Source organism: Arthrobacter psychrochitiniphilus (assembly GCF_003185915.1).
Taxonomy (GTDB): Bacteria; Actinomycetota; Actinomycetes; order Actinomycetales; family Micrococcaceae; genus Specibacter; species Specibacter psychrochitiniphilus.
Genome location: NZ_QHLZ01000014.1, coordinates 38,551 through 62,229, shown reverse-complemented (window position 1 = coordinate 62,229; position 23,679 = coordinate 38,551). Strand labels below are relative to the sequence as shown.

Here is a 23,679-nt window from a genome sequence, read left to right as displayed (position 1 = left end):
GGTGGCCTCATCCGGGAAGGCGTTGGCGATCTTCTGAGTCTGGCTGTAGAAGCTATTGGCCAGGTTGATGACGCAGGCACCGCTGACGCAGTTCCACCTGGGTTTCATCCATCATCGAGGAAATCATGCCATGCCCGGATACGTGGGGAGGCACACCATCAGTACTTGAAGTTCATCAGAGTGACAGTACCTGCGGTTAACGGGAATGTCTGGGACTGCTTACCCGGAACAAAGTCCATGGGGGCTGGCTGTTTGTCATTCGACACGGGCCCGGCATCTTGCCCGTCGATGGCGGCGCTGTCCTCTGACTCATAGCTGGTGCCTGTCATCTGAGTCATGGTGGCCGTAGCCGGAATATTGGGAAGCTTCAGCGTAACCATAGTCTGTGCTGCCGTCTCCGGGTTGTTCTGGTTGATGAGAACCACTGTGGTGCTTCCATCTGACTGCTGGAGGGCATAGGAGTGCGCCAACCCGCCGCCGTCGTTGTTCAGTTTCAAGAACTCACCGCCGCCAATGGCGCCGACCATAGACAAGCCAAAGTAGTTGGCACGGCCCTGCATGACGCCGGTGGGCTTGAGGTACTCACCGTCAAAGCAAACAGCAGACATAGGAGGGCCACCCTTGCAGGTAATGAGAGAGCTGTGGAAATCCAACTGGCTCACCCCAACTTGGGCAGAACCCAAGGCGTAATCGGTGCTCCACAAGGCTGATGCGTATGTTTTTGTGGTCTCATTGCCACCAACGCAAGCCGAAATCCCCGTTTCATCCACCCAAATAGGCATCTTTGCGGCGTTGCCCTTAGCGACAAAAGATTTATGGTAATCGATGGAACGATCATGCATTTCTGGGGCAAGAAGATTAGCCATGGTGGGCTGATCCGCGGCGAGGCCAGTGGTGCAACCCGTCAGTGGATAGTTATGGAACGTGAGGATCTTGGGCTGCTTGATGTCTAAAGCAACCCAAGCCGAGGCCCAATCCGCAGCGTAGGTACCGGGTCCGGAAATGGGGACGTTTGGGGCCACCTTGTAAATGGCATCGGCGTAGACCTTTGCTTCTTTCCCGAAGTCCGCGGCTGTGTAGCCATTAGGACGCAGCGCATGGGCCAAGACCATATTGGGGGCAAAACCGTTGGGCTCGTTGCCGATGGTGATCGCCAGCAGGCGTTTGCCAAAAATCTGTGCACCGTATTTGGCCAGGTCTGCTGCACGCTCTGGGTTGTAATCTCCCAAGTTCACGGAAAGGCTGATGTAGGCATCTGCTTTTTCCAGCAATCCATTGATTCGTGTGAAGTCATCGGGGCCTACTACCCGAGCCGGATTAGGTTTTGTTCCGACATAGCTGGACGGCAAGGCTTCGCCGGTGGACGTCCAGAAGAAGCGACGATCTACCGCGTTGCCGCCGAAACGTAGAACCGGTTTCCCTAGCCCTTTGAGTCTCGCGACTACGGATTCATTGTCTCCGCTCAGCAATGGATCCGCCAAATCTGTGGCCTCTAGTGAAAGCCCCACCTGAGAGAGACTGAGCTTGGTGCCTACTTTGTCTGTGCTGACGGTCACCGTCTGGGGTGCCACGGGCGTCAACGGCGAACCCTCCGGGGGCCCAAGCTGCTTGTAGAAGTTGGTGACTGGCGCGTAGGTTTTAGCAGCAGTGGGCGTTAGCACAGATGTCGCTGCCACTGTGGTCTCCACTTCAACAGGATCACCTACAAACAGGGGCGGGACAACAAACGCGGCAACACCCAATACCACTACTGCGGCACCTGCAGAAACGATCCACGCAGCCTTTTTGCGGGGCTTAGTCTCGCTAGTGGGCAGCTGGTTTTCTTCTGGCGACTGGACCATAGGTGTACTCCGTCATTCATGGTTGCATACCGGTGGAACCCATCGTCCCCAGCGTGTTTTCCGCGCAAGCGCACGTGGCGCCCACCGGACACCAAAGAGCAGTTTAGCAGCGATGCCTGCAGGATTTTCCACCTTACGATTACTTCGATGCCCCATACGCCGCGGCTGGCGCTACACGGGGGCTCCAGCGGGCTTCAGCGGGCTTCAGCGGGCTTCAGCTCCGCTGACACTGTGCGGGAATTCACTTTGCCGCTTCCCCGGCGTGTCCAACAGTTGCTTGGCTGGGTTTTGACGTCCACCTTCCACATACAGGTGGCTTCCTGCGACCCAGCGTCAAAGTACTGGTTTGAACGGTCTAAGGACCTCAGGTATCTGGCTGCGTATCCGTCCCAGCCAGGACCTCGATACCACCAGTCATCACCCTAGGGCTCTAGATCCTCGGTCAGAGGATGGAAGAACCCTTTGCGCCTGCAGGACTTGGAATCGTAGACGGTGTTGTTACCGAGAGTATTAGCGGTACCGGGCAGCCAAAGCGGGGTGCAAGCCCGCCGAGGAGCTTTACCCACCGGTGACGGGTTGACATCAGCTTTCGCACTGGGCCATCATCGTTCGCCACCTACGGAACGTTCCATTAGGAGCGGACAACAAGAGAAGTCATTTCAACTTCGTCCCGAACTGCCGCAACTAGTACTCACGTATGTCTGCACGCTTAGAACTCGCATTATCAACAGCAAGAACCGAATCCTTCAGCAGTGAGTGAATAACTCCCACCGCTTGATGGAGAGGGAGCGTTCGCCAAAAACGCCCCGAAAGTGAGGGAGCGTCCAGAAGGAGACGCGAGGCGGGGTGGCTAGGGCTGCTCCACCAACGCCTGCACCGCTGCCGCCGAGAACTCCACAGCCCTGCCCAGCGCAATTGACGCATAAGCGGCATCCGCCAGCGCAACCGCCATGACGCCGTCGTACGGGGAGACACGAGCCGGCTCCCCAGAGGCGCGGGCCGCGGCAAACTCCGCATTTTGCAGGGTGTACGGGCTGTTCACCACGTCCTGAACTGGCAGGTAGTCCCCGGGTTCATTCACCGACGCGGGCACCATATCCCCCTCCGGCCAAGCGAAGATGGTGCCACCGTTGGCCGCCTCGATGCTGACGCTGGTGCTAAAGGGGAGGCCGTCCATGCCCCATTCGCCGTGCAATGTACTAAGCGCACCATTGCGGTGCTTCAAAATCACCTGAGCTCGCACAGGCCGGGGCACCATTGACTCAACACTGGGCGGATTCTGATGGGCCTCGACGCTGATCACTTCACCGGCTAGCCAGCAGGCCTGGTCAATGTCATGAATCATCTGGTCTCTGATAATCCCGCCACCTAAGTCCTCGTTGTAGAACCATGAGCCTTCGGCCGGGCCCGCGCTGGAGCGGCTCAGTGCCAGGACAGCGGGTTCCCCGGCGCCCTCAGCACCCCCTGCACGCCTCGCGGCCTCCACGGCGGCCTTGGCAGCGGCATACTCCGGGAAAAAGCGCACCACGTGGGCCGGGAATAGCCGTGTCCCGGCAGCCCGGGCGGCGCGGAGAATCTCTGCCGCTCGGGCAGCATTTTCCGCCAGCGGCTTCTCACAAATAACATCCTTGCCGGCGGCGATCGCGGCCATGGCATAGCCGTGATGCGAGGGCGTGGGCGTGAGGATACTGATGAGATCGGAGGCCTGGAACAGATCCTCAAGACTGTGAACTTCCTTGATGGCATACCGTGCCACCAGCCCGGCCGCACCGGAGCGCGAATACACGCTCACGTGGGCACCCAGTTGCTGCCATCCGGCAATATGGACACCAGCAATGCCGCCGGCACCGATCAAACCGACCCGAAGTTGCTCCACGAAAAAGTCCTTCACGAAAGTAGTCCTGCAATTTTCCTCCCACCCTACGTGGGACGCTGCAGAAACTCGGGCAACTCCTCAACGTAAACCGTCTGCGGCGGCTCCAAATACATGACCAGCACCCGCTCCCCCACGGCGTACATGCTGGAACCGTCGTAGGGCCGGGCCAAATACGCTGCCGTGCCCCCGCGCACCTCCAGCATGACTTCCCCCAGCGTGTCCGGCCCCACCCCACCGCTGACCCTGCCGATCTTTCCCGTCAGGGACCTATCAAGCTCACTGCGCATGTGCCTCCCCCTCCGGGCGCTGCGGCACCTGCTGTGGGGATGATTTCGCTGTCCTGGACGCGTTCGATTCCCGCAAGGCATCCGTCAACGCCGGAAGGTAGTTCCCTACCTGGGCCAGGATGCCACCCACCATGTTGTTGACGCCTTCGCCGCCGTTGAGGACTGTCAGCTGGCCCACGTGGGCGAATGGTTCTGCCGCCGCGGCCACAATTGCTGGCATGTTTTCGGCCAGCTGCTGGCTGATGACGGCTTCCTGATTGGTGCCCAAGGCTTCGGCCCGGGCCTTGATCCCGTCCGCTTCAGCCAGTGCTTTGGCCTTGATGGCCGACGCCGCTGCCTCCCCGCGTGCCTTCGTCGCCGCGGCCTCGGCTTCCCCCGTGACGCGGGTGGCCCCGGCCATGGCCGCGGCCGCCGTGGCGTTTGCCTGTGCCTCTAGTTCCGTCTTCTTGGCCCGGGCTTCGGCGGCGCTGATATCGGCAGCCTTCTGCGCCTCGGCCTCGGTCCGCTGGGCGTAAGCCTTGGCGTCAGCGGGTTTGCGGACGGAGGTTTGTAGCTTTTGCTCCTCCCTGTCAGCCTCGAGCTTGGCAACTTCAGTTTCCTGGACCACTACTTGCTGGCGTGCCGTGGCGTCCGCCAGAGGGCCCGCCTGAGCGGCGTTGGCCTGAGCAGTTTGAGCGTTGGCTGCTGCTGCCGACTGCCGGATGGCGGAGATGCTTTGGGCATCCGCGATCAGGGATGCGGCCTCGGCCTCCTTTTCTGCAGCCTCCCTGTTGCGGGTGGCCTCCGCGATCCTGGCCTCCATCTGGACCTGGGCAATGTGCGGCTTCGCCAGGTTTTGGATGTAGCCGGTGGGGTCTTCTAGGTCCTTGATCTGTAGGGAGTCAACCACCAGGCCCAGCTTTTCCATTTCAATACCGCTGGCGCTGCGCACCTGAGATGCGAGCTTGTCGCGCTCCCGGATGATTTCCTCCATGGTCATGGAGCCGATGATCGAACGCAGGTGGCCCTCAAATACGTTGTAGACCTGGCTCTCCATTTTGGCCTGCTGGCCGAGGAAGCGCCGGGCCGCATTGGCGATGAACGGCGTGGAATCTCCGATCTTGAAAATGACAACGCCCTGGACCACCACCTGGATCCCTTGCGAGGTGACGCAATTGACCTGGAGTTCAGTCTCATTCAGTGTCAGCGAAAGCGCCCGGACGGTTTGCAGCCCCGGGATGACAAACGCACCCGTGCCGGTGACAATCTTGAAATCCATGCCCTCTGCGGTGCCTACATTGCCGCGCGTGAACCCGGAAATGATCAGAGCCTCGTTGGGTTCGGCCACCTGCCATATCAGCTTTACGGCCCCACGGACCAACAGTCCCAGCACAACCAGCGCAACAATCACAGCCAGGACCGGGATGAATGGGATCAGATATTGCATGAGCTGCATCCTTTCAAGAGAAGGAACGGTCGCAGCGGTACCCCTTGTCCCACTAGGGAGGATCTCACGGCCTCAAGATGAAGTTGTGGTCAAACAGTGGCGGGCAACATCTGGTGCCAAGAAAGTTTCCCACTCTCAAAAATACTCGCCATTCCTTGGCGCTGGCAGTGTGCCGCCCATCGTATTTATGCCAGTGCTGGCCGGGGCCTCACCATTCTTCTCAAAACACCTCACCACCCACATTCCGATTCACTATTTCAGCTTCTTGACGCTCGTCATCATAGTGATACAGTCTTTAGATGAGCTGCCCCCACGCACAGACCCCCGAAGGCGTCCGCGAGATAGAAGGCACTATCCGCACGGACTTCAACGCCACCATGTCTTACGGTAGCTACCTTGATCTGGATGCCCTGCTCTCGGCCCAGCACCCTGTGAGCTCCCCGGAACACCACGATGAGTTGCTGTTCATCATCCAGCACCAGACCAGCGAACTGTGGCTCAAGCTTGTCCTGCACGAACTCATTGAGTGCCGGCGTTTGATGGACAATAACGAGATCGGCAAAGCCCTGAAGTGTCTGGCCCGGGTCAAACATATCCAGAAGACACTCACCGAGCAGTGGTCGGTTCTGGCCACCCTCACTCCCCGTGAGTACGCACAATTCCGCGGTTCGCTGGGCTCATCCTCCGGCTTCCAGTCCTTCCAGTACCGGGCAGTGGAGTTCATCTTGGGCAATAAACACCGCGGCATGCTCAAGGTCTTTGAGTCTGATCCGGAGGCCCACAAACTCCTCTCCACCGTCCTGGCGGAACCCACCGTCTACGACGCCTTCCTGCACGCACTGGCTCGTAGCGGCTACGCCATCCCGGAGCACATTCTTCAACGAGACGTCAGCGAAGCATGGGTATTTCAGGAAGCGCTGGTGCCCGTATTCAAACAAATCTATGAGTCGGACACTACGCAGTGGAGTTTCTACCAAGCTTGTGAGGACTTGGTGGACCTTGAGGACAACTTCCAAGCCTGGCGATTCCGCCACATGAGCGTGGTCAAACGGACCATTGGCTTCAAGCCCGGCACCGGCGGGTCCTCCGGAGTGGATTTCCTCAAGCGCGCCCTGGACCTGACGTTTTTCCCCGAACTCTTCGCGGTTCGCACAGAAATCGGCAAATAGCGTCACAGTTTCCTCATCACACTTTCTCCACTTCTGACTTCCATTCCTCTTTGCACTGATTCCCCTCCTCCCCTAGGACACCCGATGATCAAGAGCACGGAACTTTCCCCTCCCACCAGCGCACAGCTAGATGCCAAGGACAGGCTGGCACCCTACCGCGATTACTTTGTTGAGCCCGAAGGTGGCTCTGTCATTGCCTACCTGGACGGAAATTCACTGGGCCGGCCGCTGCGTGTCACGGCCGCTAATCTTGCTGCTTTTGTCCAGGGAGAGTGGGGCACTTCTCTCATTAGATCCTGGGATGAGAAGTGGATGGATGAGCCCACCGCTGTGGGCGACCGGCTGGGCGAGGTTGTTCTGGGCGCAGCACCCGGACAGAGTTTTATAGGGGATTCAACATCCGTATTGCTCTATAAGCTGTTGCGCGCAGGGCTGGACGGGCAGCCGGGCCGAAATCAGATCGTCATTGATCGCGATAACTTCCCTACCGACCGATTTATAGTTGAAGGGATCGCCGCCGAACTTGACGCGGAGATTGTTTGGATCGATCCAGATCCCCTGACCGGTGTCACTGCCGAGGATGTTGGCGCCGTCATTGGGCCGCGCACTGCCGTGGTGCTGCTCAGCCATGTTGCCTACCGTTCGGGTTTCCTGGCCGATGCTCCAACTATCACCAGCATGGTCAAAGCCGCTGGCGGGTTGATGATGTGGGATATTAGCCATTCCATTGGCGCTGTCCCCTTGGAACTTGACGCATGGGGAGTGGACCTTGCCGTGGGTTGCACCTATAAGTACCTCAACGGCGGCCCCGGCGCACCCGCGCTGGCCTACGTCAACAGCTCGCTGCTCTCCTCGCTGCGGCAGCCTATCTGGGGCTGGATGGGTGCGGCAGATCCCTTCGGGATGTCAGCCAACTTTGAGCCTGCTGCCACTGTGCGACGGTTCATTACCGGCACTCCCCCCATCCTGGCCATGCAGCCGCTCAAGGACATGACCGAGCTCATTGCCGAGGTCGGCATGGATGCCATACGCGAGAAATCAATAGCACTGACCGAGCATGCACTGGCCTTGGCCGAGGAACTGTTGGTGCCACTCGGTGCCGAAATTGCCAGTCCTCGAGACCCTGACCGCCGCGGATCTCATGTGAGCGTGAACCATCCGCTCTTCGGCGAAGTCACAGCCCGCCTGTGGGAGCAGGGAGTGATTCCAGACTTCCGCCCACCGCACGGATTACGCATTGGCCTCTCCCCGCTCAGTACCAGTTTTGCCGAGGTTCAGGCCGGGATCCAAGCAATCAGGGAAGTCTTGGTATCACTGACGTGACGGCGGTCCTCGATGACATGGATTCAAGGCCGGGAAGCACCGCTTCCCTCTTGCGCACAGTCATCGGCTTGTACCTCAGGGACGCAGGGGGATGGATGTCAACCACGTCCATCCTTGAGTTGATGAACGCGCTGCAGATTCCAGCAACCCTGACCCGGACTGCCTTAACACGCCTGCGAAAAAAGGGCGTGGTAGTTGCCGCCGAACGGAGCGGGGTGGCTGGGTATGAGGTGGATTCACGCGCGGCACGCATGCTGGAGCGAGGCGACAGGCGCATCCATAACCCCCGCTCCATGGATGCGCAGGACCCGTGGTGCCTGCTCTCCTTTTCCCTCCCAGAGTCCGAACGCGAACGCCGGCATCAATTGCGCCGGCAATTGCATTGGATTGGGTGCGGGATGGTCTCCCCAGGCCTGTGGATAGCTCCGGAGTATCTTCGTCAGGAAATCCAAGAGATCCTCGAATCTTTGGATCTGGGCGAGCGGGCGGTGCTATTCACCACCTCGCGCCCGCAGGTAACCGGAAATCTACGCGAGGTAGTTGCCACATGGTGGGACTTGGACGCGGTTGCAACCCTGCACCGAGACTTTATCAAGTTCCACGAACACGTCGCTACAGAGGAGGTGGGCGCCGATGCTGAGGCGTTTGCCACCTATGTCACCATGATTGACCTGTGGCGCAAGATCCCTTATCTCGACCCGGGATTGCCAGAAGAGTGCCTCCCCTCCGATTGGCCGGGCGGGCAGGGCATTGGACTATTCCAACGGATCAGCAATTCTCATGCCTTGGCCAGCAAGTCCTTCGTCTGTTCCATCCACCGCACAGTGCCATCCCAATGTGCCGCAGCCGGGTCTATGGCAGCCCTATGATCCAGACCTGGAATCTTCTGGAAATCTATATCATCGCCAGCGGCCACAGCCGCTTGGACAAAGTCTTCCGAGTGACCTTCCGGGACCCACACATCAACATCCCCGTGTACCACGAGGATGGGCCGTTCAAGAGGCAGCTGGCTGATCGGTGAGGCCAAGCCGTACGCGTCCGGCATGTCAGCATAGTGAGCGCCCATGAAGCCGAGCGCGGCATTGTCATCCAACTCTTCGGCGTCGACGCGCCGCACGTCAGTCACTGGCGCCAGCGCCACCACGGCATCTACAAGGTGAGCGGCAAGAAGCGCCAGTTGACCGCCCGCCGAATGGCCTATGCTGACCACCGCACCCGCGGCGCACCACTGAGGGCGTTCATCCTTGGCGCACTGGATGCCAGCGTGGACGTCCTGGAGCGTTACTGGCCAGCCGCCACCATTGCCAACACTTCGATATTCGAGGTTCGCCACAGCCCAGCCGCGAGCCAGTAGATCGTAGGCCAGGGGACGCATGAGCGTGGTGTCCCATAATGAGCGCCAATAACCGCCGTGAATAAGGATGGCGTATCCCTTGGGCGTTTCAACCGGTGGCGCCCAAAGTTCCACGAATTGCGGGCCAGCGTCCCCGTACCTAACAATTTCCGGCTCAACATCAGCTGCAAGGGGATCTGTCATGCTCACCTCATATCTCTTAGCTGTTCCGGGCAGGAGCCCTTCTGTGCTCCATTGTCTCAGTGCTCCATTATCTCAGTGTTGCATTACAACTCTGGCTTCACCCGCTGCGGCCACATCAGTGTTACTTGGTGTTCTTCTCAACAAACAAGCACTCGGCCGGCTTGTGGTTGGTGGAGCTCTGGCTGGAGACGTTGACACCATCGATGCTGATGGAGCACGAAATTTCGCCGGTGGCACCGGAAGCATACTTGCCAAGGACTAGAACCTTGGTGAAAGCGGCACCGGCAGGCAGGGTTACTTCCTGATCGAATGGCAGCTTTTGGCTGGTCATCTCACCACCGCTTTCCTTCCCATCGTCGGTGACTACAAGAGCCTTGACCAGGGCATCGCTCTTGGCGCCCTCAACATGCATGGTTACTGTGCGTCCTTGTGCTCCAGCCTTCTCGCTGGCCGTGGCGGACGGGGTGGCCGCGGTGGAGGCGGGAGTTTGAACGTCAACGGCCGCCTCAGCGCCACCTTGGGTGGAGGAAGTGCTGTTTGAGGTCTCTGTGGTTGCTCCCGGGGTGCTCGTGGAGCAGCCGGCAAGAGAGAGCCCCAGCAGGAGAAGAGAAGCTCCAGCAAGTGTGCTCATGGAGTATTTTTTTGCTGTGTTGTGCGTAGTGGTCATGTCTTCATGATTGCCCACCTGCATCGGCTAACAAATTCACCAGAACACCAAATTGGGCGGTTTCTCTCATAATTGAGCGCATTCGCCGGTTCCTCCCACGCCCTAGCGCGAGCAGCGAATCTGGCTGCTGCCTGCCACCGCCGGGAGGGCACTTACGCTTGAACACGGGCAACACGCCGTCAGCAGGCCGCCCCGAGCGTCCGGGCCGGAGGACATTTTTCAGCACAAAAGAGCCGCATGTCAAAGCTCACACATTTCTAATGTTCCCTTCCAGCCGGCAGCAGGCTTTCAGTCTCCAGCAGCGGCGGGTTCGGCGAACCAAAGCCGTGTTTCGCCATACTTTTTCTCAGCGAAGCGCTCCAGGCCAGCTGGCCAGGCAGGTTCAGGTGTCCTCGCTGAACGCTCCACCACCACCACGGCGAAAGGACTCAGACGTGGTGCCAGCAACTCCAGTACCAGGGACAGCTCCGTCTCGGTCAGCGGATAGGGCGGGTCCATGAAGACAAGGCCCCACGGATCCGCACCGGCTTCAACGCCCCGGTCAAGGAACAATTCCACCTTGGCGCGTTGAACTTTGACAATCTTGGAGCCTATGACCTTATTAGCCAGTTCAGCATTGCGCTGACACACGGCTGCGGCCTTGTCATTGAACTCGATGAGTTCAACAGATGCGGCCCCACGGCTGGCACTTTCCACCCCGAGCGATCCAGACCCGGCGTACAGATCCAAGACCCGGGTGCCAGCGAGCATGTTCATGGATTCCAGCCGCGAAAACAAGGCTTCCTTGACCCGGTCCGTGGTGGGCCGTGTTCCTTCTCCTGGTACTGAGACCAGTGGGCTGCCACCGGCGGCTCCGGCAACGATCCGGCTCATGCCAGGGCCCGCACTGCGCCAGTATTTCTAACCACGTTCAAGGAAAGCCTCACTTTTTTGCGTCAAATACATTTCAATTTCCAGTTTCAGTGCAGGATGGAATTCCAGCTCCGGGTCCGCGGTGACAATGGCAGTGGCATCTTCTCTAGCCCGCCCAATCAAGTCCTCGTCCCGCACCACGCTCAGTATCCGCAGCCCGCTGACTCCCCCGGATTGTCTGGCTCCCAGAATGTCGCCTTCGCGGCGCATCTGCAAATCTTGCTGGGCCAGCACAAAACCATCAATCGTGGCGGCCACTGCCTCCAGCCGTTTGCGACTTGGATGATCATGCTCAAGCCCCGTCACTAACAGGGCCGTGCCGGCGTGCTCACCGCGCCCCACCCTCCCCCGGAGCTGGTGCAGTTGAGACATGCCAAAGCGGTCCGCATCCAAGATGACCATGAGCGTTGCATTGCGCACATCAACCCCCACCTCAATCACCGTGGTGGCCACCAAAACGTTGATCTCCCCCGCGGTGAAAGCCGCCATGGTGTCTTGTTTCTCACCACTGTCCAGGCGCCCATGCAACATTTCAATGCGCTGGCCGGCCAACGCGGGAACTGTCCGCAAATATTGTAAGACGCCCAGTACCCCAGCCATGGGGCGGGTGTCGGATGCGTTGTTCTCCAATGACTCCAGCAACGTCCCAGCCGAGTCTTCATCCCCGATCTTGGGGCACACCACATAGACTTGCCGGCCGGCGTCGATCTCTTCACGGGCACGCTGCCACACCCGGGCCTCCCAGCCCGGGTGCTCGGCCAAGGGTGCCACATGCGTGAGAATGGGTGTTCGCCCGGCCGGCAACTCGGTCAATTCGGAGACTTCAAGATCCCCAAACACTGTCATGGCAACGGTGCGCGGAATGGGCGTGGCCGTCATGACCAGCAGGTGCGGAGGTTTGAGCGCTTTGGCCCGCAGCGCGTCACGCTGCTCCACACCGAAACGGTGCTGCTCATCAACCACAATCAGGCCCAGATCAGCAAATTGCACCGTGTCAGATAAAAGCGCATGCGTGCCAATAACAATGCCTGCTTCACCGGTTGCAGCCGCCAGCAAGGCCTTCTTCTTGGCGGCGGCAGGCATGGATCCCGTCAGCAAGGTTACTTGTGTGGCGTTCGGCCCTCCCAGCAGGGTCCCCGCACCGAAGGGCCCCAAGAGCGCCGTAATGGAGTTCATATGTTGGGCGGCCAGTACTTCGGTGGGAGCCAAAAACGCCGCCTGCCCACCTGCGTCCACCACCTGCAGCATGGCACGCAACGCAATCAGTGTCTTGCCAGAGCCCACTTCTCCTTGTAACAACCGGTGCATGGGGTGTCCGGCCGCAATTTCCTGGGAGATCAATGACCCGATCTCCACCTGACCGCCGGTCAGGGTGTACGGAAGTTGCGCGTCGAAGGCGTCCAGCAAGCCGCCCTGGACGGCAGCGCGTCCGGTGGCGTCCTGACGCATGGCTTCAAGACGCCGCTGAGCCAGGGCTGTTTGCAAGGCCAAGGCCTCCTGAAAGCGAAAACGATGGCGGGCCAGGGGCCACATATCCATATCGGCCGGCCGGTGTATTTGTTCGTAGGCCTCCGCCAAGGGCAAAAGCTGCTCGCGGGCGGCAATGTGCTTGGGTACGGGGTCTGGAACTTTTTCAAGGTCAAGGGCCGGCAGTATCGCTTTGATGATGTCTTCGGTTTTCCAACTGGGAAACTTTGCCGTGGCGGGGTAGACGGGCACGGGTTTGGCGGAGTGCAGTTCCGCCTCATGCTCTGCCAATTCATCATCCGGTAAAAGAACATAACCGGGGTTGGTCAGGACCTGTTTTCCGCCATAGAACCCCACTTTTCCGGAGAACATGGCCAGCACACCGGGTTGCAGTTCTTTTTTGGCTTTGAAACCGTTGAAAAAGCTAATGACCAAGGAGGCCGGGCGTCCGGAGTTATCCGTGATGACAACATCGCTGATGGTGCCCTTGCGCGTCTGCATATACCGCGTGGTGAGGGCTACCACGCGGGCCAAGATGGTGACCTCCTCGCCGATCTGTAGGAGGTCCAGATCGGTCAAGTCCCCGCGGGCAAGGTACCGGCGCGGGAATTGGTGCAGCATCTGCCCGACTGTCAGAATCTCCAGATTCTTAGCTACCGACTTAGCCGAGGGCGTGCCGATCAGTCTGGAGAGTTCAAGGCCTAAATCCGTATAGCCTTGAGCCGGGTTGGGGAAAGCTGAGCTGAGGTCAGAGAAGCTCATGGGAGTCCTCGGCAGCCGTGGCGGATAACGCTGAAATACTCACATTGCTTGGATCACCCACAGCTCGGATGGCTTCCAGCGCCATGGGCGCCGAGGGCACGTGGACATGCAACCGCCACGGGTAGGCGCCCGTGGGATCAGCCTGTTCAGAAACAGCACTCATGATGACGGAATCACCCATGCCATCAAGTTCCAAGCGCAACCCGGCCGCGGCCAGCGGTGTCAAGGAGATGGTGCACATGACTTCAACACCCTCCTGCTCCGGCATGGAAAGGGCAATGTTGGGATCCTGTACTTTGTAGCCGGAGAGCCCGTCCAGTAAGTCTTCTTGCAAGGGTTCCCCCACAATCACCGAACGCAGGCAGTCAAGGATCAACAGCAACCCCACACCGCCGGCATCCACTACTCGAGCCTCGCTGAGCACAACCAGCTGGGATTCAGTGAGCACCACAGCTTCGCGGGCAGCACTAACAGCACTCTCAATGGTGTGCGCCAACGTTTGGTTGGATTCATCGCCGTTCATGGCTGATTCCACGGAGGCCGCACCCCGGGCAGCCGCTTCCAACACCGAAAGAATGGTACCCGGCATGGGCTCACTCAACGCGCTCCAAGCCCTCAATTGAGCGCGGTGCAAGGCGGAGGCCAGAAGCGGGCCGTTGAGGCGCTGCGCATCAAAAAGTGGTTCCGCCATGGCTGCCAGCGAGACGGCGAAGAGCGTTCCAGAATTGCCCCTGGCTTGTTCCATGGCGGCCCGTCCGGCGGCGGCCATGGTGGTGCCCACGTCAGATGGTTCCAGCTCCGCCAGTCCCTGAGCGGCTGCACGGACCGTCAGGTACAAGTTGGTGCCCGTGTCCGCATCCGCCACCGGGTAGATATTGATGGCGTTGAGCCTGTCACTGTGATTGGCCAATGTTTGTTCGGCCATGGCCAGCCAGCGGCGGACTACGGGTGCAGTTGCGGTGATCTTAGACTGCAAAATGATCCCATCCCAGGGCGCCTGCTTCGGCGCCTTCAAAATTCTGTCCGTCCACGGTCACAGCACTTTTTGCGGCGTCCACAGACACTACTGAGCCTATCCTAACGAAGCCTTCCGGGAGGATCTGACTGGCCGGGAATGTGGATACAAGGCTGTGGTCTTCCCCGCCGGTCAGCACCCACTGCAGCGGATTTTCCTTAAGTTCGACGGCGGTTTCCATCAGTTTTTCTGCCTGGGCCGCCAGCATGGAGGAATCAAAGTCGAGGCGGACCTTGCTAGCGGCCGCGATCCGTCCGGCGTCACGCAGCAGTCCGTCAGAGATGTCCATCATGGCGGTGGCCCCGGATTTGGCGGCCACGGGCCCTGCAGCCAGGGGCGGGACCGGACGCGCGAAGAGCGCAGCGGCTTGTGCCATGGCGGGTGTGTGCGCGGACGGGGGAATTGAACTCTCGCACAGGGCCCAGCCGGCGGCTGAGAAGCCCATGTTTCCACACACGGCCACCTGGTCACCTACCTGGGCGCCACTGCGCAGGACCGGATCCAGCCCATTAAGGGAGCCCGTCACAGCCACGGTGATCACCAGTTCACTGCCTCCGGATAAGTCCCCACCAGCTACCGAACACTGGGGTGCCCCGAGCGCAACTATGGCGGCGCTGAGGCCGTTGGCGAAGTCCTCAACCCAGCCCACCGGCGTCGTACTTGGCAGGGTGAGGCTGACCACCATGGCGGTGGCAATGGCGCCCATGGCGTTGATGTCGGAGAGGTTTTGGGCGGCGGCCTTCCAGCCGACGTCGAACCCGGAGGAGGTGCTGCCGTTGGGCCAGAGGAGGCGGAAGTCCTTGTCCTGGACCTGGGTGTCGATGGAGATGACGGTGCGTCCGTCCGGGGCGGCGATGATGGCGGCGTCATCCCCAGGGCCCAGCAAGGTGGTGGTGCCGGCGTGCAGGCGCGGGAAGATGCGGGCCAGAAGCTCGGATTCGGAGAGTTGCGCCACGGTGAGGTTCATGGATTAACCGTATCGGAAGGGTGTGACATTGGTGGACCCGGTGCGAGCTGGGAGGGCCCAGGGCTAACCAGATGGTGAAGTGAATTCGTGTACCAGCTCTCTTCGGGCAAACGGCAGCAGTCCGTCGTCCTGGGTGCATACGAACCCATAAAGTTGCTTCAACTCTGCTTTGGTCGTGATGAAGTTCCGTTGGACGCACTCCTGAAAGAACTCGACGGTGGTAAATGTGTCGATGCCTGCTTTTTCGGCAAGCTTGATGGCGTCCTGGTCGTCGATCATGGCTACAACATCTCTGCCCTGGGCAAGAAGCAGTCGAGCATGGGCAACCAGCACCATCTCACCACGATGCTTACCGGTCAGGCTCATGCCGGGTGGCGCATTGCGTTTCAGCCAGTCCCAGTGAGTTATGAAGTCACTGACGGTGCCCACATGAGAATTTTCCCGGTCATGTTCTTCAGACAGTTCAGGTAGAGGTTGGTGGTGTCCTTCCTGCCCATGAAGTTTAAGACCGGCCCGGCGTCAAGGACGATCAACTCGCTCTGATGATGTTCCGTACCCGCCGCGCCAGGGAGCATCACTTGTTTCTCCCGAATCTCCTTGGCCGCGGATTCACTTGTTTGGGCCGGATGCCGTTGGATTCGAACTCGTCCCGCAACGTTGCCACGTCCATGTTTCGAATGGTTGCGATGGCTTCAAGGCCCACAAGGTTGTTCTCGTAGGCTCTGACGGCTTCGGCAACTATGCGCATGGGTGGTTGCTGCGTTGCCGATTTCACCCGGGATGCCCGGTGCTCGTCGGACCACCCAAAGCGGGCGGCCAGTCCGGGCACGCTCAGGCTGCGCCAAGCTTCCTTTTGTCCGCTGGCAAGCCATCCACCCCTTTCCAATTGGATGAGCAGCAATGCAGGTGAGACAGCGAAGTATCTTACGGCTTTGGATATGTCAGCTTCTGTCAGCTGGCCCTTGGCTAATGCTTGACCTTCAAGGTAGGCCTCGAGGCCTTTGGCGGGGACCAGCAAGTGTTGGGCAAAGGCGTCGGCGCGAGTTTCTTGAGGAGTTCTTACCTGGCACTGAATCAATCCGCCGTCTGCGTAGTCTCCGAGTTCAATGTGCCCCAGTTCGTGCGCCAGCGTGGCCCGCTGCCGTTCAGGAGATTGGCTGCAGGCCGCTGAAATGATGCGCTGGCCTGTGTGGGGATCGTGCACAACCATTCCGTCCATCCCCGGTTCCATGGGAACGATGGCCACATCGATGCCCACATAGCTCTCAAGCAGGTCGTTGAGATCGCTAATTGGCGCGTCACCCAGTTGATACTTCTCGCGAAATCTGTCTGCCGCATGGGCAGCAACCGCTTCATTGTCCATGGTCGTGGCCCCTCAAGAGGACTCAATCGGTTGTAGGACGCCCCTCAGATAGGTGTCCATTTCAAGCAAATAGAAAAGGAAGTCCTTCGCGGTGCTGGGATCAGGCACTGCGGTGGAGTTTGTCCGGGCCGCCCACTGGATGCGGTCGCGAACTTCATGATGTTCAACCAGGCTTGATTCGGGGCAGCCAAGAGCCTCTGCAATAGCCGTCAGCTCGTAGGGCTTCACCGGACGCCGCCCGGATTCAATCCGGTTGATTGTGGACTGCGATATTTCAGTCAGACTTTCAAGTCCCCGCTGCGTCAATCCGGCCTTCTCACGATAGTGCCGGATTCGGTCACTCGTGCGCATTGCCTTGCACCTTATTCCCTCTGGTGTTGGTGAATGGAATCGATGGAAGCTCATCCTGAATCAAGATGCACCGCTGTGATTCAATTCTAGACCGCCCATCGCAGCCGGGCAACCTCAGGGATAGGCTCGGAGCAAGATCGTCCGATCCTACTGAGGAGGCCGACATGCCAACATTCGGTATGCCGTCGCACATTGATTTTTCCGTCAGCGATGCAGAAGCCAGCGCGGACTGGTACGTCAGGGTTCTCGGTTTGAAACGGCTGCGGCGGGTGGACTTGGGTAACCGGATCATGATTGTGCTGGTGCACCAGGCCACGGGGCTGATCATCGGGCTGAACCAGCACAGTGAGGTCCCCGTGGGCCGTTTCGACGACAGGAGCGTGGGCCTGGATCATGTGGGTTTCAGCGTCACCGAACGCTCCGACTTGGATGCCTGGCAGAAGCAGCTGGCTGCTCTGGACGTGGTTCACTCCCCCGCCGAGGACACGGCCAACGGTGCCGCACTGGTCTTCCGCGACCCGGATAACATCCAGCTCGAACTCTGGTGGTCCAAGCCGCACTGAGGCTCCCACTCAATAAAAGGGCAGGAAGAACCCATGAACCCCGGCTCAAGCGAACTCTTCGGCACCGAGCAGCCCTCGCAACAGCTGGTGCTGTCCCGCAAACTTCAGCTGCTGCTCGATGCCAGCATCGTGCAAAAAGGCAGCCTCGTAACCTTCAACGAGATTGCGGCGGCGTGCACTGCCCGTGGGGTGCACCTGTCCAGGGCCCGATGGTTTTATATGAAGGACGCAACCGGGCGCGTCGTTACAAACCCTCGGCTGCTGACGGCGCTGTCGGAACACTTCGCTGTCAGCCCCGACTACCTGCTCGGTATTGCGGGTGCCCAAACGCCTCCACTAATCACGGGGAACATGGATTTCATCAGGGCGCTCCGGGCGTCCCGTGTGCACAGATATGCAGCACGGGCGTTGGGTGGGCTGCTGCCCGGCACTTTGCAGCAGATTTCTCAGGTTCTGGCCCGTGACATGGCGCGCAGCCCACAGGGGGCTGCCGCTGGCAGGCTCGGTCCCAAACAGCACCTGCCGACGCCGTTCCTTGGCGACAGCTGAGCCTTGACCTCTCATCGTGTCTGCCGACTCGAGCCCGTGCAAGTTCTCTGTCGCTCCCGGTGTCGTCTCACCTTCCTCAAGCCGGTCGTCCCAGGCTGCTCTTAGCGCGTGCGAGTAGAGTTGTTGGAGATTCGATGCCTTCGGTTACTTAGGCCAGCAGACATCGTTGGAGTGACGGCGGGGTCGATTGGAATCAGTAAAAAACTTCAGGGACGCCTCGACTTTGCGGTCCAACAACTGCGTGATCGTGGGTTCGTAGTCCAAGTCGCTGATTGCCTGGACGGCGCCACTCACATCCGTGCCCCGGTGGAGCAACAGGCCCAAGATCTGATGCGGTTATTTTTGGACCCCATGGTCAAAGCCGTTGTTCCGCCATGGGGAGGGAGAGCGCCATCGACGTCATTCCCCATCTTGAATTCGATGCGCTCGCTCTCGCCGAACCATCCTTGTTCGTGGGGTAGTCCGATATTTCAACTCTGCTCACCCCCGTTACGCTCCGGACAGGTAAGGCAACTCTCCATGGGAACAACCTCATGGACACTCCCTATGGCGTCCCAGAATCACTGATGTCATGGATTGCGATTGCCTCGTTACCGGCAGGGACCACCTTTTGCCAGTCCTCACCGGGTAGTCACCGAGTCAACGACTGGAACGATTGGGAAAACACGCCAGAGGTATCCCACCCTGTGTGGAACGGCAACGGCCCTTGGGAACGACTCGACCCAGGCCGGACAGAGGTGAATGTTAGCGGCCGCATCCCGCCACAACTCCCGATCGTCAACGGTGCCCAAGACCACTGAACAAAACTGACAGAAAGCAAGTCGCTCGTGTTGGCTCGCGGCGGCCAGGCCGAGGCGATCTGCAACTTCTGGATCGTTCAGCGCGTTTGTTCCGGTAGACAAGATCTAGCCTGCGGCACGGGCAACGCCGGCGGGTGCCGAACGAAGGGTAAGTTCGTCTCCACCGTCTGGCGGATCAGTTAGATGGGAGCAACATTACTTATGCGCGAAAATGCCGCCTGGCCCGGGAGCCTGGGCCCCGCAGACAAAGCGGCATTTCCGGTCGTGCATTTTTCTTGGCCGCGTTTGGCTTAGTCCCGGTGGCTGACTGCCAGGCATCCGTGAGGGGGAATCTCCCACAGAGTTCCTTCTGTGAGAGGTGCAGGGCTGCCGCTGCGCAGCGGCAGCACTTGTGCACCGGCTGCGATGGGGCTGATGGTGACCTGGCCCAAGCGCAGTTCTCCGTCCTGATGGGTGAGGTGGATGGTGTTCTCGGTCTTGTTCACCACCAGCCAGGCCTCGCCGTCGCTGAGCGGGCGAGCCCACACGTCTACGTCCTGCACTGGCTGGGTCCGGCTTGCGGCCTTGCCAAGGGGATCCTGGTCGATTCCCAGCAGGTGCGGGTTCGTGAGTAGCTCCCGGACCCCATCGCTCATGGTGCGGGGGTCATGACCGGCCATCAGGGGCGCGGCGAGGTAGCACCACAGAGCAAAGTGGGTTTCCTCCTCTACCTTGTTCAGGCCAGGGTTACCAGCCTGAAGCATGTCCGGGTCATTCCAGTGGTGGGGGCCGGCGAACTCGGTGATCAGTGCCTGGGTGTCTGCGATTGACATGATGGAGGCCCAGTTCCGCTCGATGTCTACCGTGGTGCGCCACATGTGCCCATAATCCCCGGCCCAGGTCCACGGTTCGGTGCGACCGTATTCAGAGATCGAATAGATAATCTTCCGGCCCGTGCCTTCCAATGCCAGAGCCATCCGTTCAAACGCGTCAGGGTAGCGCAGTCCGGTGCCGTCCTCATCGGCTTCGCACCAGTCATACTTGAGAAAGTCCACGCCCCAGCCCGCGAAAGTCTGGGCGTCCAGCTCTTCCCGGTTGAAGGAGCCTAGGTCCCGGCCCGGGTAGCGGTCGTAGATCATGGCACAGGTCTTGCGTCCAGGTGAGGCGTAGAGGCCGAACTTGAATCCGCGGGCCTTCAATTCCTGCCCCAGGGCAGCCATGCCGGATGGGAACCGGGTCGGGTGAGAACGCAGACGTCCGTCGGCGCCACGGGTGTGGGCCTGCCAGCAATCGTCGATGACAAAGGTGTCAAAGCCTGCCGCCTGCATGCCACTGGCAACCAGCGCATCGGCAACCTCAATTAGCTTTTGTTCGCTGATGTCATGGCAGCGGAAACAATTCCAGCTGTTCCAGCCCATGGGCGGCACCGGGGCAATCAAGGGCTTACCGGAGTATTGGAGATCCGTCATTGCGACGTCAATGGTATTGATGGTGATGTCCTTGGCTATTTTCCGAACAGGGAGTTGATCTGCTGCTGTGCTTCCGCCAAAGCAGGCTGCGCCTGCTTTGTTCCGCGGATAATGGCATCGATTGCGTCACCGGCGATCTTATTGACTTCAGTAGCATGTTCCGTGATGGGGTAGAGGACCGTGCCATTCTTTTCATCGGCGGTTTCAATGAAGGCCGACGGATCGATGGGAGTGGTGCTCTTATTTTTGAATGCTTCCACCGCCGTGGCATCAGCTTCGGTGATGGCGGGGAACACGACGGCCTTGCTCGCCACGGCGTTCTGGCATTCTGGTGACCCCAAGTACAGCGCCAGCTTCTCGGCCTGCTCAGGATGCTTGGTGCCGGCGTAGACAGAGTCACCCAGGCCGTTCAGCAGTGACTTGCGTCCCTCAGGCCCCACGGGCAGCTTGGCAAACTTGATGTCCTTGTTTGCTTCCGTAAAAGCATTCATCTGCCAAGACCCGTTGGTGTTCATGGCTACCTGACCGGAAGAGAGAAGCTGCACCGGGCCGAGCTTTCCGAGCTTCTCCGGCGGCAGCATGTAACCCTTTTCAACCACTGAACGGAACCATGTCAACGTGTCAGCCAATTCAGGAGAGTCGTAGTGGTACTGCGTGCCAAACGGGTTTTTTTCGGTATAGGTGAACCCGTTGCTCGCCGCAAAGTTCCCCCACCAAGTCTGGCCGAACCCGTCTCCTGGTTCATAGGCCAACAGACCGTAGGTCTTAATGTTCTTCTTATCGAAATCAGCACTGAGCCCGTTGTTGCCATTCTTGTCCAAGGTCAACTCAGCGATTACTTGCTCAAACGTTCCACCGTCCTTGGGATTCCAGCTGAGATCATTCAGGCTGGCCGGGTCTATGTTGGCGTCCTTCAGCTTCTGGCTGTCGTAAGCCAAGGCGATGGTGTCAAAATCCTTCGGCAATGCATAACGTTTGCCGTCCTTGACCCAATTCTCGGCGAGGCCCGCACGGTATTGACCCATATCCACCTTGGCCGCATCGACGGCCGGCTGGAGGTCCAGAAGCTGGTTGTTGGCAGCAAGTTCGGGGTACCGAGACACGTGGTTGGTGAACACGTCGGGGGCTGTTCCTGAGGACAGTTCCGTGGTGAGGTTCGTCCAGTACTGGTCCCAGGCTGTCTGAGTGACTTTCACCGAGATGCCAGGGTTTTCCTTGACAAAGGCATCCACACAGCTTTGGTAGGCGGGCAGTTGTTTGTCGTCCCATAGTGCGTAGTTCAAGTTGACGGTTCCGTCTGCGGATCCGCTGTCTCCGGAGCTGCAGCCAACTGCCATGAAGGCAGTGGTGGCGCCCATGGCCGTCAAAACGAGCAGACTGCTCAGTTGCTTCTTTTTCATTGTATTTCCTTACTTGATTCCGTTGAATTGAATTGCGCCCACAAGTTTTTTTCCAAAAATCAGCAAGAGTGCCAGCACAGGTAAAACAGTCAGGACGCTTCCAGCCATGAGACCGGACCAGTCGATTGCGCCGTTGGGTGATTGTGCGAGGAACCTGCTCAAACCCACGGTGAGTACCGTGCTGGAGTCGCTCCTTCCGATCAGCAACGGCCAGAGGTAGTCGTTCCACTGCTGGACGGCGGTGATGATCCCTAAAGTCAAAATCGGTCCTTTGACCATGGGCGCCACGATCCTGCTGAATAGCGTCCAGTGGTTTGCCCCGTCAATGATTGCTGCTTCCTCAATTTCCCTAGGTACGGACAGAAAGAACTGGCGCATGAAGAACACAGCGAAGGGTGTCATCAGCAAAGTTGGGAGCACCAGCCCTGCCATGGTGCTGACAAGGCCTAGGTTCTTCATCAGGAGGAAGTTGGGGAGCATGGTGAAAATCGGCGGGATCATCAACGCTGTCAGGAAGATCCCAAAGATGAAGTTCCGCAACGGGAAACGGAGCCTGGCGAAGGCATAGGCAGCCATGGTGCAGCACACCACCTGGCCTAGAGTCGTTAGTGCCGTGTAAACCACGGAGTTGACAAAAAATTGCGCAAATGGCAATGTTGCCCCGCTGCCGCCCTCGGCGGCAGCGGATGATCCGAAGCCAAGAATTCTCAGGAAGTTATCAATTGTCACCGGTGCTGTGAGCCCCGAAAGCGGACCTTGGAACAGCTGGTCGTTCACGCTCAGGGAGCTCTTGAGGGTCCAGAGCAGTGGGGCGATCACCAGGACTGCCCAAATGATAAGGAATATCCAGCCAATGAGTTTGAGAAGGTTCAGTTTCCCGGGCTCAGCTTTGGCCACGTGCTTGATGTTCAGATTGGTAGTCATTAGCTGAGGTCCGATTCGTTGCCGCGGGAGAGTTTGAACTGCAAAAGGGTGAGGACAGCGAGAATCGCCAACACCACCACAGCCATCGCACTTGCGTACCCCAGGTCGAAGTTGGTAAACGCCTTTTGGAAAATATAGTAATAAAGGACGTTGGTGCTGTTCAGTGGCCCTCCTTCAGTTGCCACCGCGATGGTGTCAAAGATCTGCACCGAACCAACCATGCAAATGATGAGTACCAGTGTCAGGATGGGCCGAAGCAATGGAACTGTGATGGAACGGAACATTCGCCATTCTCCGGCCCCGTCCAGTGCGGCGGCCTCGTACAGGCCTCCTGGGATACTTTCCATTCCGGCAAGAAGCAGAATGGCTACATAGCCGGTGTACCGCCAGGTATTGACCATGGCCACCGTAGTGATTGCGCTTTCAGGGGCAGCAAAGAAGGGAAGCTGAGCCCAGCCCAGAGAATCGAAAATCCCGTTGACCAGACCCAGGGATGGGTCAAGCAACCACATCCACAACAAAGCAGCTGTAACACCGGGGACGAGCCAGGGCAGCAGCACAAAGGATCGCCAAAACGCGGCCTTGGCCACGCGATGCAACATGAAGGCCAAGGCGAGCGCAAAAAGCGTTTGGGTCACAATGTTGATCACAACGTAGAGAAACGTCACGCCAAGTGCATTCAAGAACAGCGGATCGCTGAACGCCTTGGTGTAGTTGTCGATTCCAATAAAGGATCCGCTCTGAAGCGTGGTGGTGTTCGTGAAGCTCAGTATGAGTCCACGCACAGTGGGGTAGAAGTAGAAGATCGCGAATCCTAGGCCGGCTGGCAGGAGGAAAAGCGCAGCAGCACGACCTTGGCCCGTTCGTTTCCGCCGTTTGGATGGCGAAATTTCGCCAGCACCACGTGGTGATGATCTGGCAAGGTGCATGGTTGTGTTCGTCAATGAACATCCTCAGGTGCTAGTTAAGTAAGTTACTTAATGATCTGCATTTACAGTAAGGTTGCATTACATCAATGTCAAGGATGGAATC

Annotated in this window: 24 protein-coding genes; 6 read left to right on the top strand and 18 right to left on the bottom strand. The window is 59.0% G+C overall.

All coding sequences use genetic code 11. The features are described from left to right. Positions 1-158: 158 nt before the first annotated feature. The 4 genes from CVS29_RS16465 to CVS29_RS16450 all read right to left on the bottom strand — a co-directional run bounded on the left by CVS29_RS16465 (position 159) and on the right by CVS29_RS16450 (position 5,430). Positions 159-1,841: a hypothetical protein gene (locus tag CVS29_RS16465; protein WP_110107490.1), complete on the bottom strand. Its 1,683-nt coding sequence runs from the start codon at positions 1,839-1,841 to the stop codon at positions 159-161. An 850-nt stretch (positions 1,842-2,691) separates the two neighbouring features. Then, a complete protein-coding gene (locus CVS29_RS16460) occupies positions 2,692-3,732 on the bottom strand; it encodes a Gfo/Idh/MocA family protein (protein ID WP_110107488.1) in 1,041 nt (346 codons plus the stop codon). Positions 3,733-3,761: 29 nt separating this feature from the next. Next, complete coding sequence (locus CVS29_RS16455; RefSeq protein WP_110107486.1) at positions 3,762-4,004, bottom strand: hypothetical protein; 243 nt, start codon at positions 4,002-4,004, stop codon at positions 3,762-3,764. Beyond that, on the bottom strand, positions 3,994-5,430 hold the full coding sequence (locus CVS29_RS16450) for an SPFH domain-containing protein (protein ID WP_110107484.1): 1,437 nt from the start codon (positions 5,428-5,430) through the stop codon (positions 3,994-3,996). The genes CVS29_RS16455 and CVS29_RS16450 overlap by 11 nt, the downstream gene beginning before the upstream one ends. A gap of 299 nt (positions 5,431-5,729) precedes the next feature. Between CVS29_RS16450 and kynA the strand changes: the two genes are divergently transcribed. From kynA to CVS29_RS16435, 3 genes are all read left to right on the top strand, one after another. Then, a complete protein-coding gene (gene kynA / locus CVS29_RS16445; RefSeq protein WP_110107482.1) occupies positions 5,730-6,599 on the top strand; it encodes a tryptophan 2,3-dioxygenase in 870 nt (289 codons plus the stop codon). A gap of 84 nt (positions 6,600-6,683) precedes the next feature. Further along, complete coding sequence (locus CVS29_RS16440) at positions 6,684-7,922, top strand: kynureninase (protein WP_110107480.1); 1,239 nt, start codon at positions 6,684-6,686, stop codon at positions 7,920-7,922. Continuing rightward, on the top strand, positions 7,919-8,791 hold the full coding sequence (locus CVS29_RS16435) for a PaaX family transcriptional regulator (RefSeq protein WP_110107478.1): 873 nt from the start codon (positions 7,919-7,921) through the stop codon (positions 8,789-8,791). The genes CVS29_RS16440 and CVS29_RS16435 overlap by 4 nt, the downstream gene beginning before the upstream one ends. Here the strand turns inward: CVS29_RS16435 and CVS29_RS16430 are convergent. From CVS29_RS16430 to CVS29_RS16390, 10 genes are all read right to left on the bottom strand, one after another. After that, positions 8,701-9,459, bottom strand: a complete 759-nt coding sequence (locus tag CVS29_RS16430; protein ID WP_110107476.1) for an alpha/beta hydrolase family protein — start codon at positions 9,457-9,459, stop codon at positions 8,701-8,703. The two genes, CVS29_RS16435 and CVS29_RS16430, sit on opposite strands and share 91 nt — an antisense overlap. A 121-nt stretch (positions 9,460-9,580) precedes the next feature. Further along, positions 9,581-10,090: a hypothetical protein gene (locus CVS29_RS16425; RefSeq protein WP_146213092.1), complete on the bottom strand. Its 510-nt coding sequence runs from the start codon at positions 10,088-10,090 to the stop codon at positions 9,581-9,583. Between the two features lie 324 nt (positions 10,091-10,414). Next, complete coding sequence (rsmD, locus tag CVS29_RS16420) at positions 10,415-10,999, bottom strand: 16S rRNA (guanine(966)-N(2))-methyltransferase RsmD (protein WP_110107474.1); 585 nt, start codon at positions 10,997-10,999, stop codon at positions 10,415-10,417. A gap of 27 nt (positions 11,000-11,026) precedes the next feature. After that, a complete protein-coding gene (locus CVS29_RS16415; RefSeq protein WP_110107472.1) occupies positions 11,027-13,267 on the bottom strand; it encodes an ATP-dependent DNA helicase RecG in 2,241 nt (746 codons plus the stop codon). Further along, on the bottom strand, positions 13,254-14,192 hold the full coding sequence (locus CVS29_RS16410; RefSeq protein WP_110107525.1) for a DAK2 domain-containing protein: 939 nt from the start codon (positions 14,190-14,192) through the stop codon (positions 13,254-13,256). The genes CVS29_RS16415 and CVS29_RS16410 overlap by 14 nt, the downstream gene beginning before the upstream one ends. Positions 14,193-14,232: 40 nt before the next feature. Then, positions 14,233-15,249, bottom strand: a complete 1,017-nt coding sequence (locus tag CVS29_RS16405) for a thiamine-phosphate kinase (RefSeq protein ID WP_110107470.1) — start codon at positions 15,247-15,249, stop codon at positions 14,233-14,235. A gap of 63 nt (positions 15,250-15,312) precedes the next feature. Further along, the gene (locus CVS29_RS16400; RefSeq protein WP_146213091.1) at positions 15,313-15,678 is read right to left on the bottom strand and encodes a PIN domain-containing protein; all 366 of its coding nucleotides are present in this window, start codon (positions 15,676-15,678) and stop codon (positions 15,313-15,315) included. Then, positions 15,654-15,827: a hypothetical protein gene (locus CVS29_RS18540; RefSeq protein WP_170121015.1), complete on the bottom strand. Its 174-nt coding sequence runs from the start codon at positions 15,825-15,827 to the stop codon at positions 15,654-15,656. The genes CVS29_RS16400 and CVS29_RS18540 overlap by 25 nt, the downstream gene beginning before the upstream one ends. Next, the gene (locus tag CVS29_RS16395) at positions 15,824-16,612 is read right to left on the bottom strand and encodes an ImmA/IrrE family metallo-endopeptidase (protein ID WP_110107467.1); all 789 of its coding nucleotides are present in this window, start codon (positions 16,610-16,612) and stop codon (positions 15,824-15,826) included. The genes CVS29_RS18540 and CVS29_RS16395 overlap by 4 nt, the downstream gene beginning before the upstream one ends. A 12-nt stretch (positions 16,613-16,624) precedes the next feature. Continuing rightward, positions 16,625-16,963, bottom strand: a complete 339-nt coding sequence (locus tag CVS29_RS16390) for a helix-turn-helix domain-containing protein (protein ID WP_170121014.1) — start codon at positions 16,961-16,963, stop codon at positions 16,625-16,627. 164 nt (positions 16,964-17,127) lie between these two features. On the opposite strand from CVS29_RS16390, the gene CVS29_RS16385 reads away from it, so the two are divergent. The 3 genes from CVS29_RS16385 (at position 17,128) to CVS29_RS19290 (ending at position 18,642) form a co-directional block, all read left to right on the top strand. After that, positions 17,128-17,526, top strand: a complete 399-nt coding sequence (locus CVS29_RS16385; protein WP_211315164.1) for a VOC family protein — start codon at positions 17,128-17,130, stop codon at positions 17,524-17,526. Positions 17,527-17,559: 33 nt separating this feature from the next. Beyond that, positions 17,560-18,075, top strand: a complete 516-nt coding sequence (locus tag CVS29_RS16380; RefSeq protein ID WP_110107463.1) for a hypothetical protein — start codon at positions 17,560-17,562, stop codon at positions 18,073-18,075. Between the two features lie 108 nt (positions 18,076-18,183). After that, entirely contained in the window at positions 18,184-18,642 is a 459-nt protein-coding gene (locus CVS29_RS19290; RefSeq protein ID WP_110107461.1) for an LD-carboxypeptidase, read from the top strand. Positions 18,643-19,165: 523 nt separating this feature from the next. Here the strand turns inward: CVS29_RS19290 and CVS29_RS16370 are convergent. From CVS29_RS16370 to CVS29_RS16355, 4 genes are read right to left on the bottom strand one after another with little or no spacing between them, the layout of a single operon-like run. Then, positions 19,166-20,323, bottom strand: a complete 1,158-nt coding sequence (locus tag CVS29_RS16370; RefSeq protein WP_110107459.1) for a glycoside hydrolase family 27 protein — start codon at positions 20,321-20,323, stop codon at positions 19,166-19,168. A 35-nt stretch (positions 20,324-20,358) separates the two neighbouring features. Further along, positions 20,359-21,723: an ABC transporter substrate-binding protein gene (locus CVS29_RS16365; RefSeq protein WP_110107457.1), complete on the bottom strand. Its 1,365-nt coding sequence runs from the start codon at positions 21,721-21,723 to the stop codon at positions 20,359-20,361. Positions 21,724-21,732: 9 nt separating this feature from the next. Continuing rightward, positions 21,733-22,647 carry a carbohydrate ABC transporter permease gene (locus CVS29_RS16360; RefSeq protein WP_110107455.1) on the bottom strand — a complete coding sequence of 305 codons (915 nt, stop codon included), beginning with the start codon at positions 22,645-22,647 and terminating at the stop codon, positions 21,733-21,735. Then, complete coding sequence (locus tag CVS29_RS16355; protein WP_245932298.1) at positions 22,647-23,591, bottom strand: carbohydrate ABC transporter permease; 945 nt, start codon at positions 23,589-23,591, stop codon at positions 22,647-22,649. The genes CVS29_RS16360 and CVS29_RS16355 overlap by 1 nt, the downstream gene beginning before the upstream one ends. Positions 23,592-23,679: the final 88 nt, after the last annotated feature.

Bases quoted from the DNA above. Each gene is read 5' to 3' on its own strand.
- CVS29_RS16370 (WP_110107459.1), bottom strand. From the start codon at position 20,323: ATGACGGATCTCCAATACTCCGGTAAGCCCTTGATTGCCCCGGTGCCG.
- CVS29_RS16360 (WP_110107455.1), bottom strand. From the start codon at position 22,647: ATGACTACCAATCTGAACATCAAGCACGTGGCCAAAGCTGAGCCCGGG.
- CVS29_RS16385 (WP_211315164.1), top strand. From the start codon at position 17,128: ATGCCAACATTCGGTATGCCGTCGCACATTGATTTTTCCGTCAGCGAT.
- CVS29_RS16465 (WP_110107490.1), bottom strand. From the start codon at position 1,841: ATGGTCCAGTCGCCAGAAGAAAACCAGCTGCCCACTAGCGAGACTAAG.
- CVS29_RS16440 (WP_110107480.1), top strand. From the start codon at position 6,684: ATGATCAAGAGCACGGAACTTTCCCCTCCCACCAGCGCACAGCTAGAT.
- kynA (WP_110107482.1), top strand. From the start codon at position 5,730: ATGAGCTGCCCCCACGCACAGACCCCCGAAGGCGTCCGCGAGATAGAA.
- CVS29_RS16415 (WP_110107472.1), bottom strand. From the start codon at position 13,267: ATGAGCTTCTCTGACCTCAGCTCAGCTTTCCCCAACCCGGCTCAAGGC.
- CVS29_RS16405 (WP_110107470.1), bottom strand. From the start codon at position 15,249: ATGAACCTCACCGTGGCGCAACTCTCCGAATCCGAGCTTCTGGCCCGC.
- CVS29_RS16455 (WP_110107486.1), bottom strand. From the start codon at position 4,004: ATGCGCAGTGAGCTTGATAGGTCCCTGACGGGAAAGATCGGCAGGGTC.
- CVS29_RS16410 (WP_110107525.1), bottom strand. From the start codon at position 14,192: ATGGCCGAACAAACATTGGCCAATCACAGTGACAGGCTCAACGCCATC.
- CVS29_RS16365 (WP_110107457.1), bottom strand. From the start codon at position 21,723: ATGAAAAAGAAGCAACTGAGCAGTCTGCTCGTTTTGACGGCCATGGGC.
- CVS29_RS16390 (WP_170121014.1), bottom strand. From the start codon at position 16,963: ATGCGCACGAGTGACCGAATCCGGCACTATCGTGAGAAGGCCGGATTG.
- CVS29_RS16450 (WP_110107484.1), bottom strand. From the start codon at position 5,430: ATGCAATATCTGATCCCATTCATCCCGGTCCTGGCTGTGATTGTTGCG.
- rsmD (WP_110107474.1), bottom strand. From the start codon at position 10,999: ATGAGCCGGATCGTTGCCGGAGCCGCCGGTGGCAGCCCACTGGTCTCA.
- CVS29_RS16380 (WP_110107463.1), top strand. From the start codon at position 17,560: ATGAACCCCGGCTCAAGCGAACTCTTCGGCACCGAGCAGCCCTCGCAA.
- CVS29_RS16425 (WP_146213092.1), bottom strand. From the start codon at position 10,090: ATGAGCACACTTGCTGGAGCTTCTCTTCTCCTGCTGGGGCTCTCTCTT.
- CVS29_RS16395 (WP_110107467.1), bottom strand. From the start codon at position 16,612: ATGGACAATGAAGCGGTTGCTGCCCATGCGGCAGACAGATTTCGCGAG.
- CVS29_RS16430 (WP_110107476.1), bottom strand. From the start codon at position 9,459: ATGACAGATCCCCTTGCAGCTGATGTTGAGCCGGAAATTGTTAGGTAC.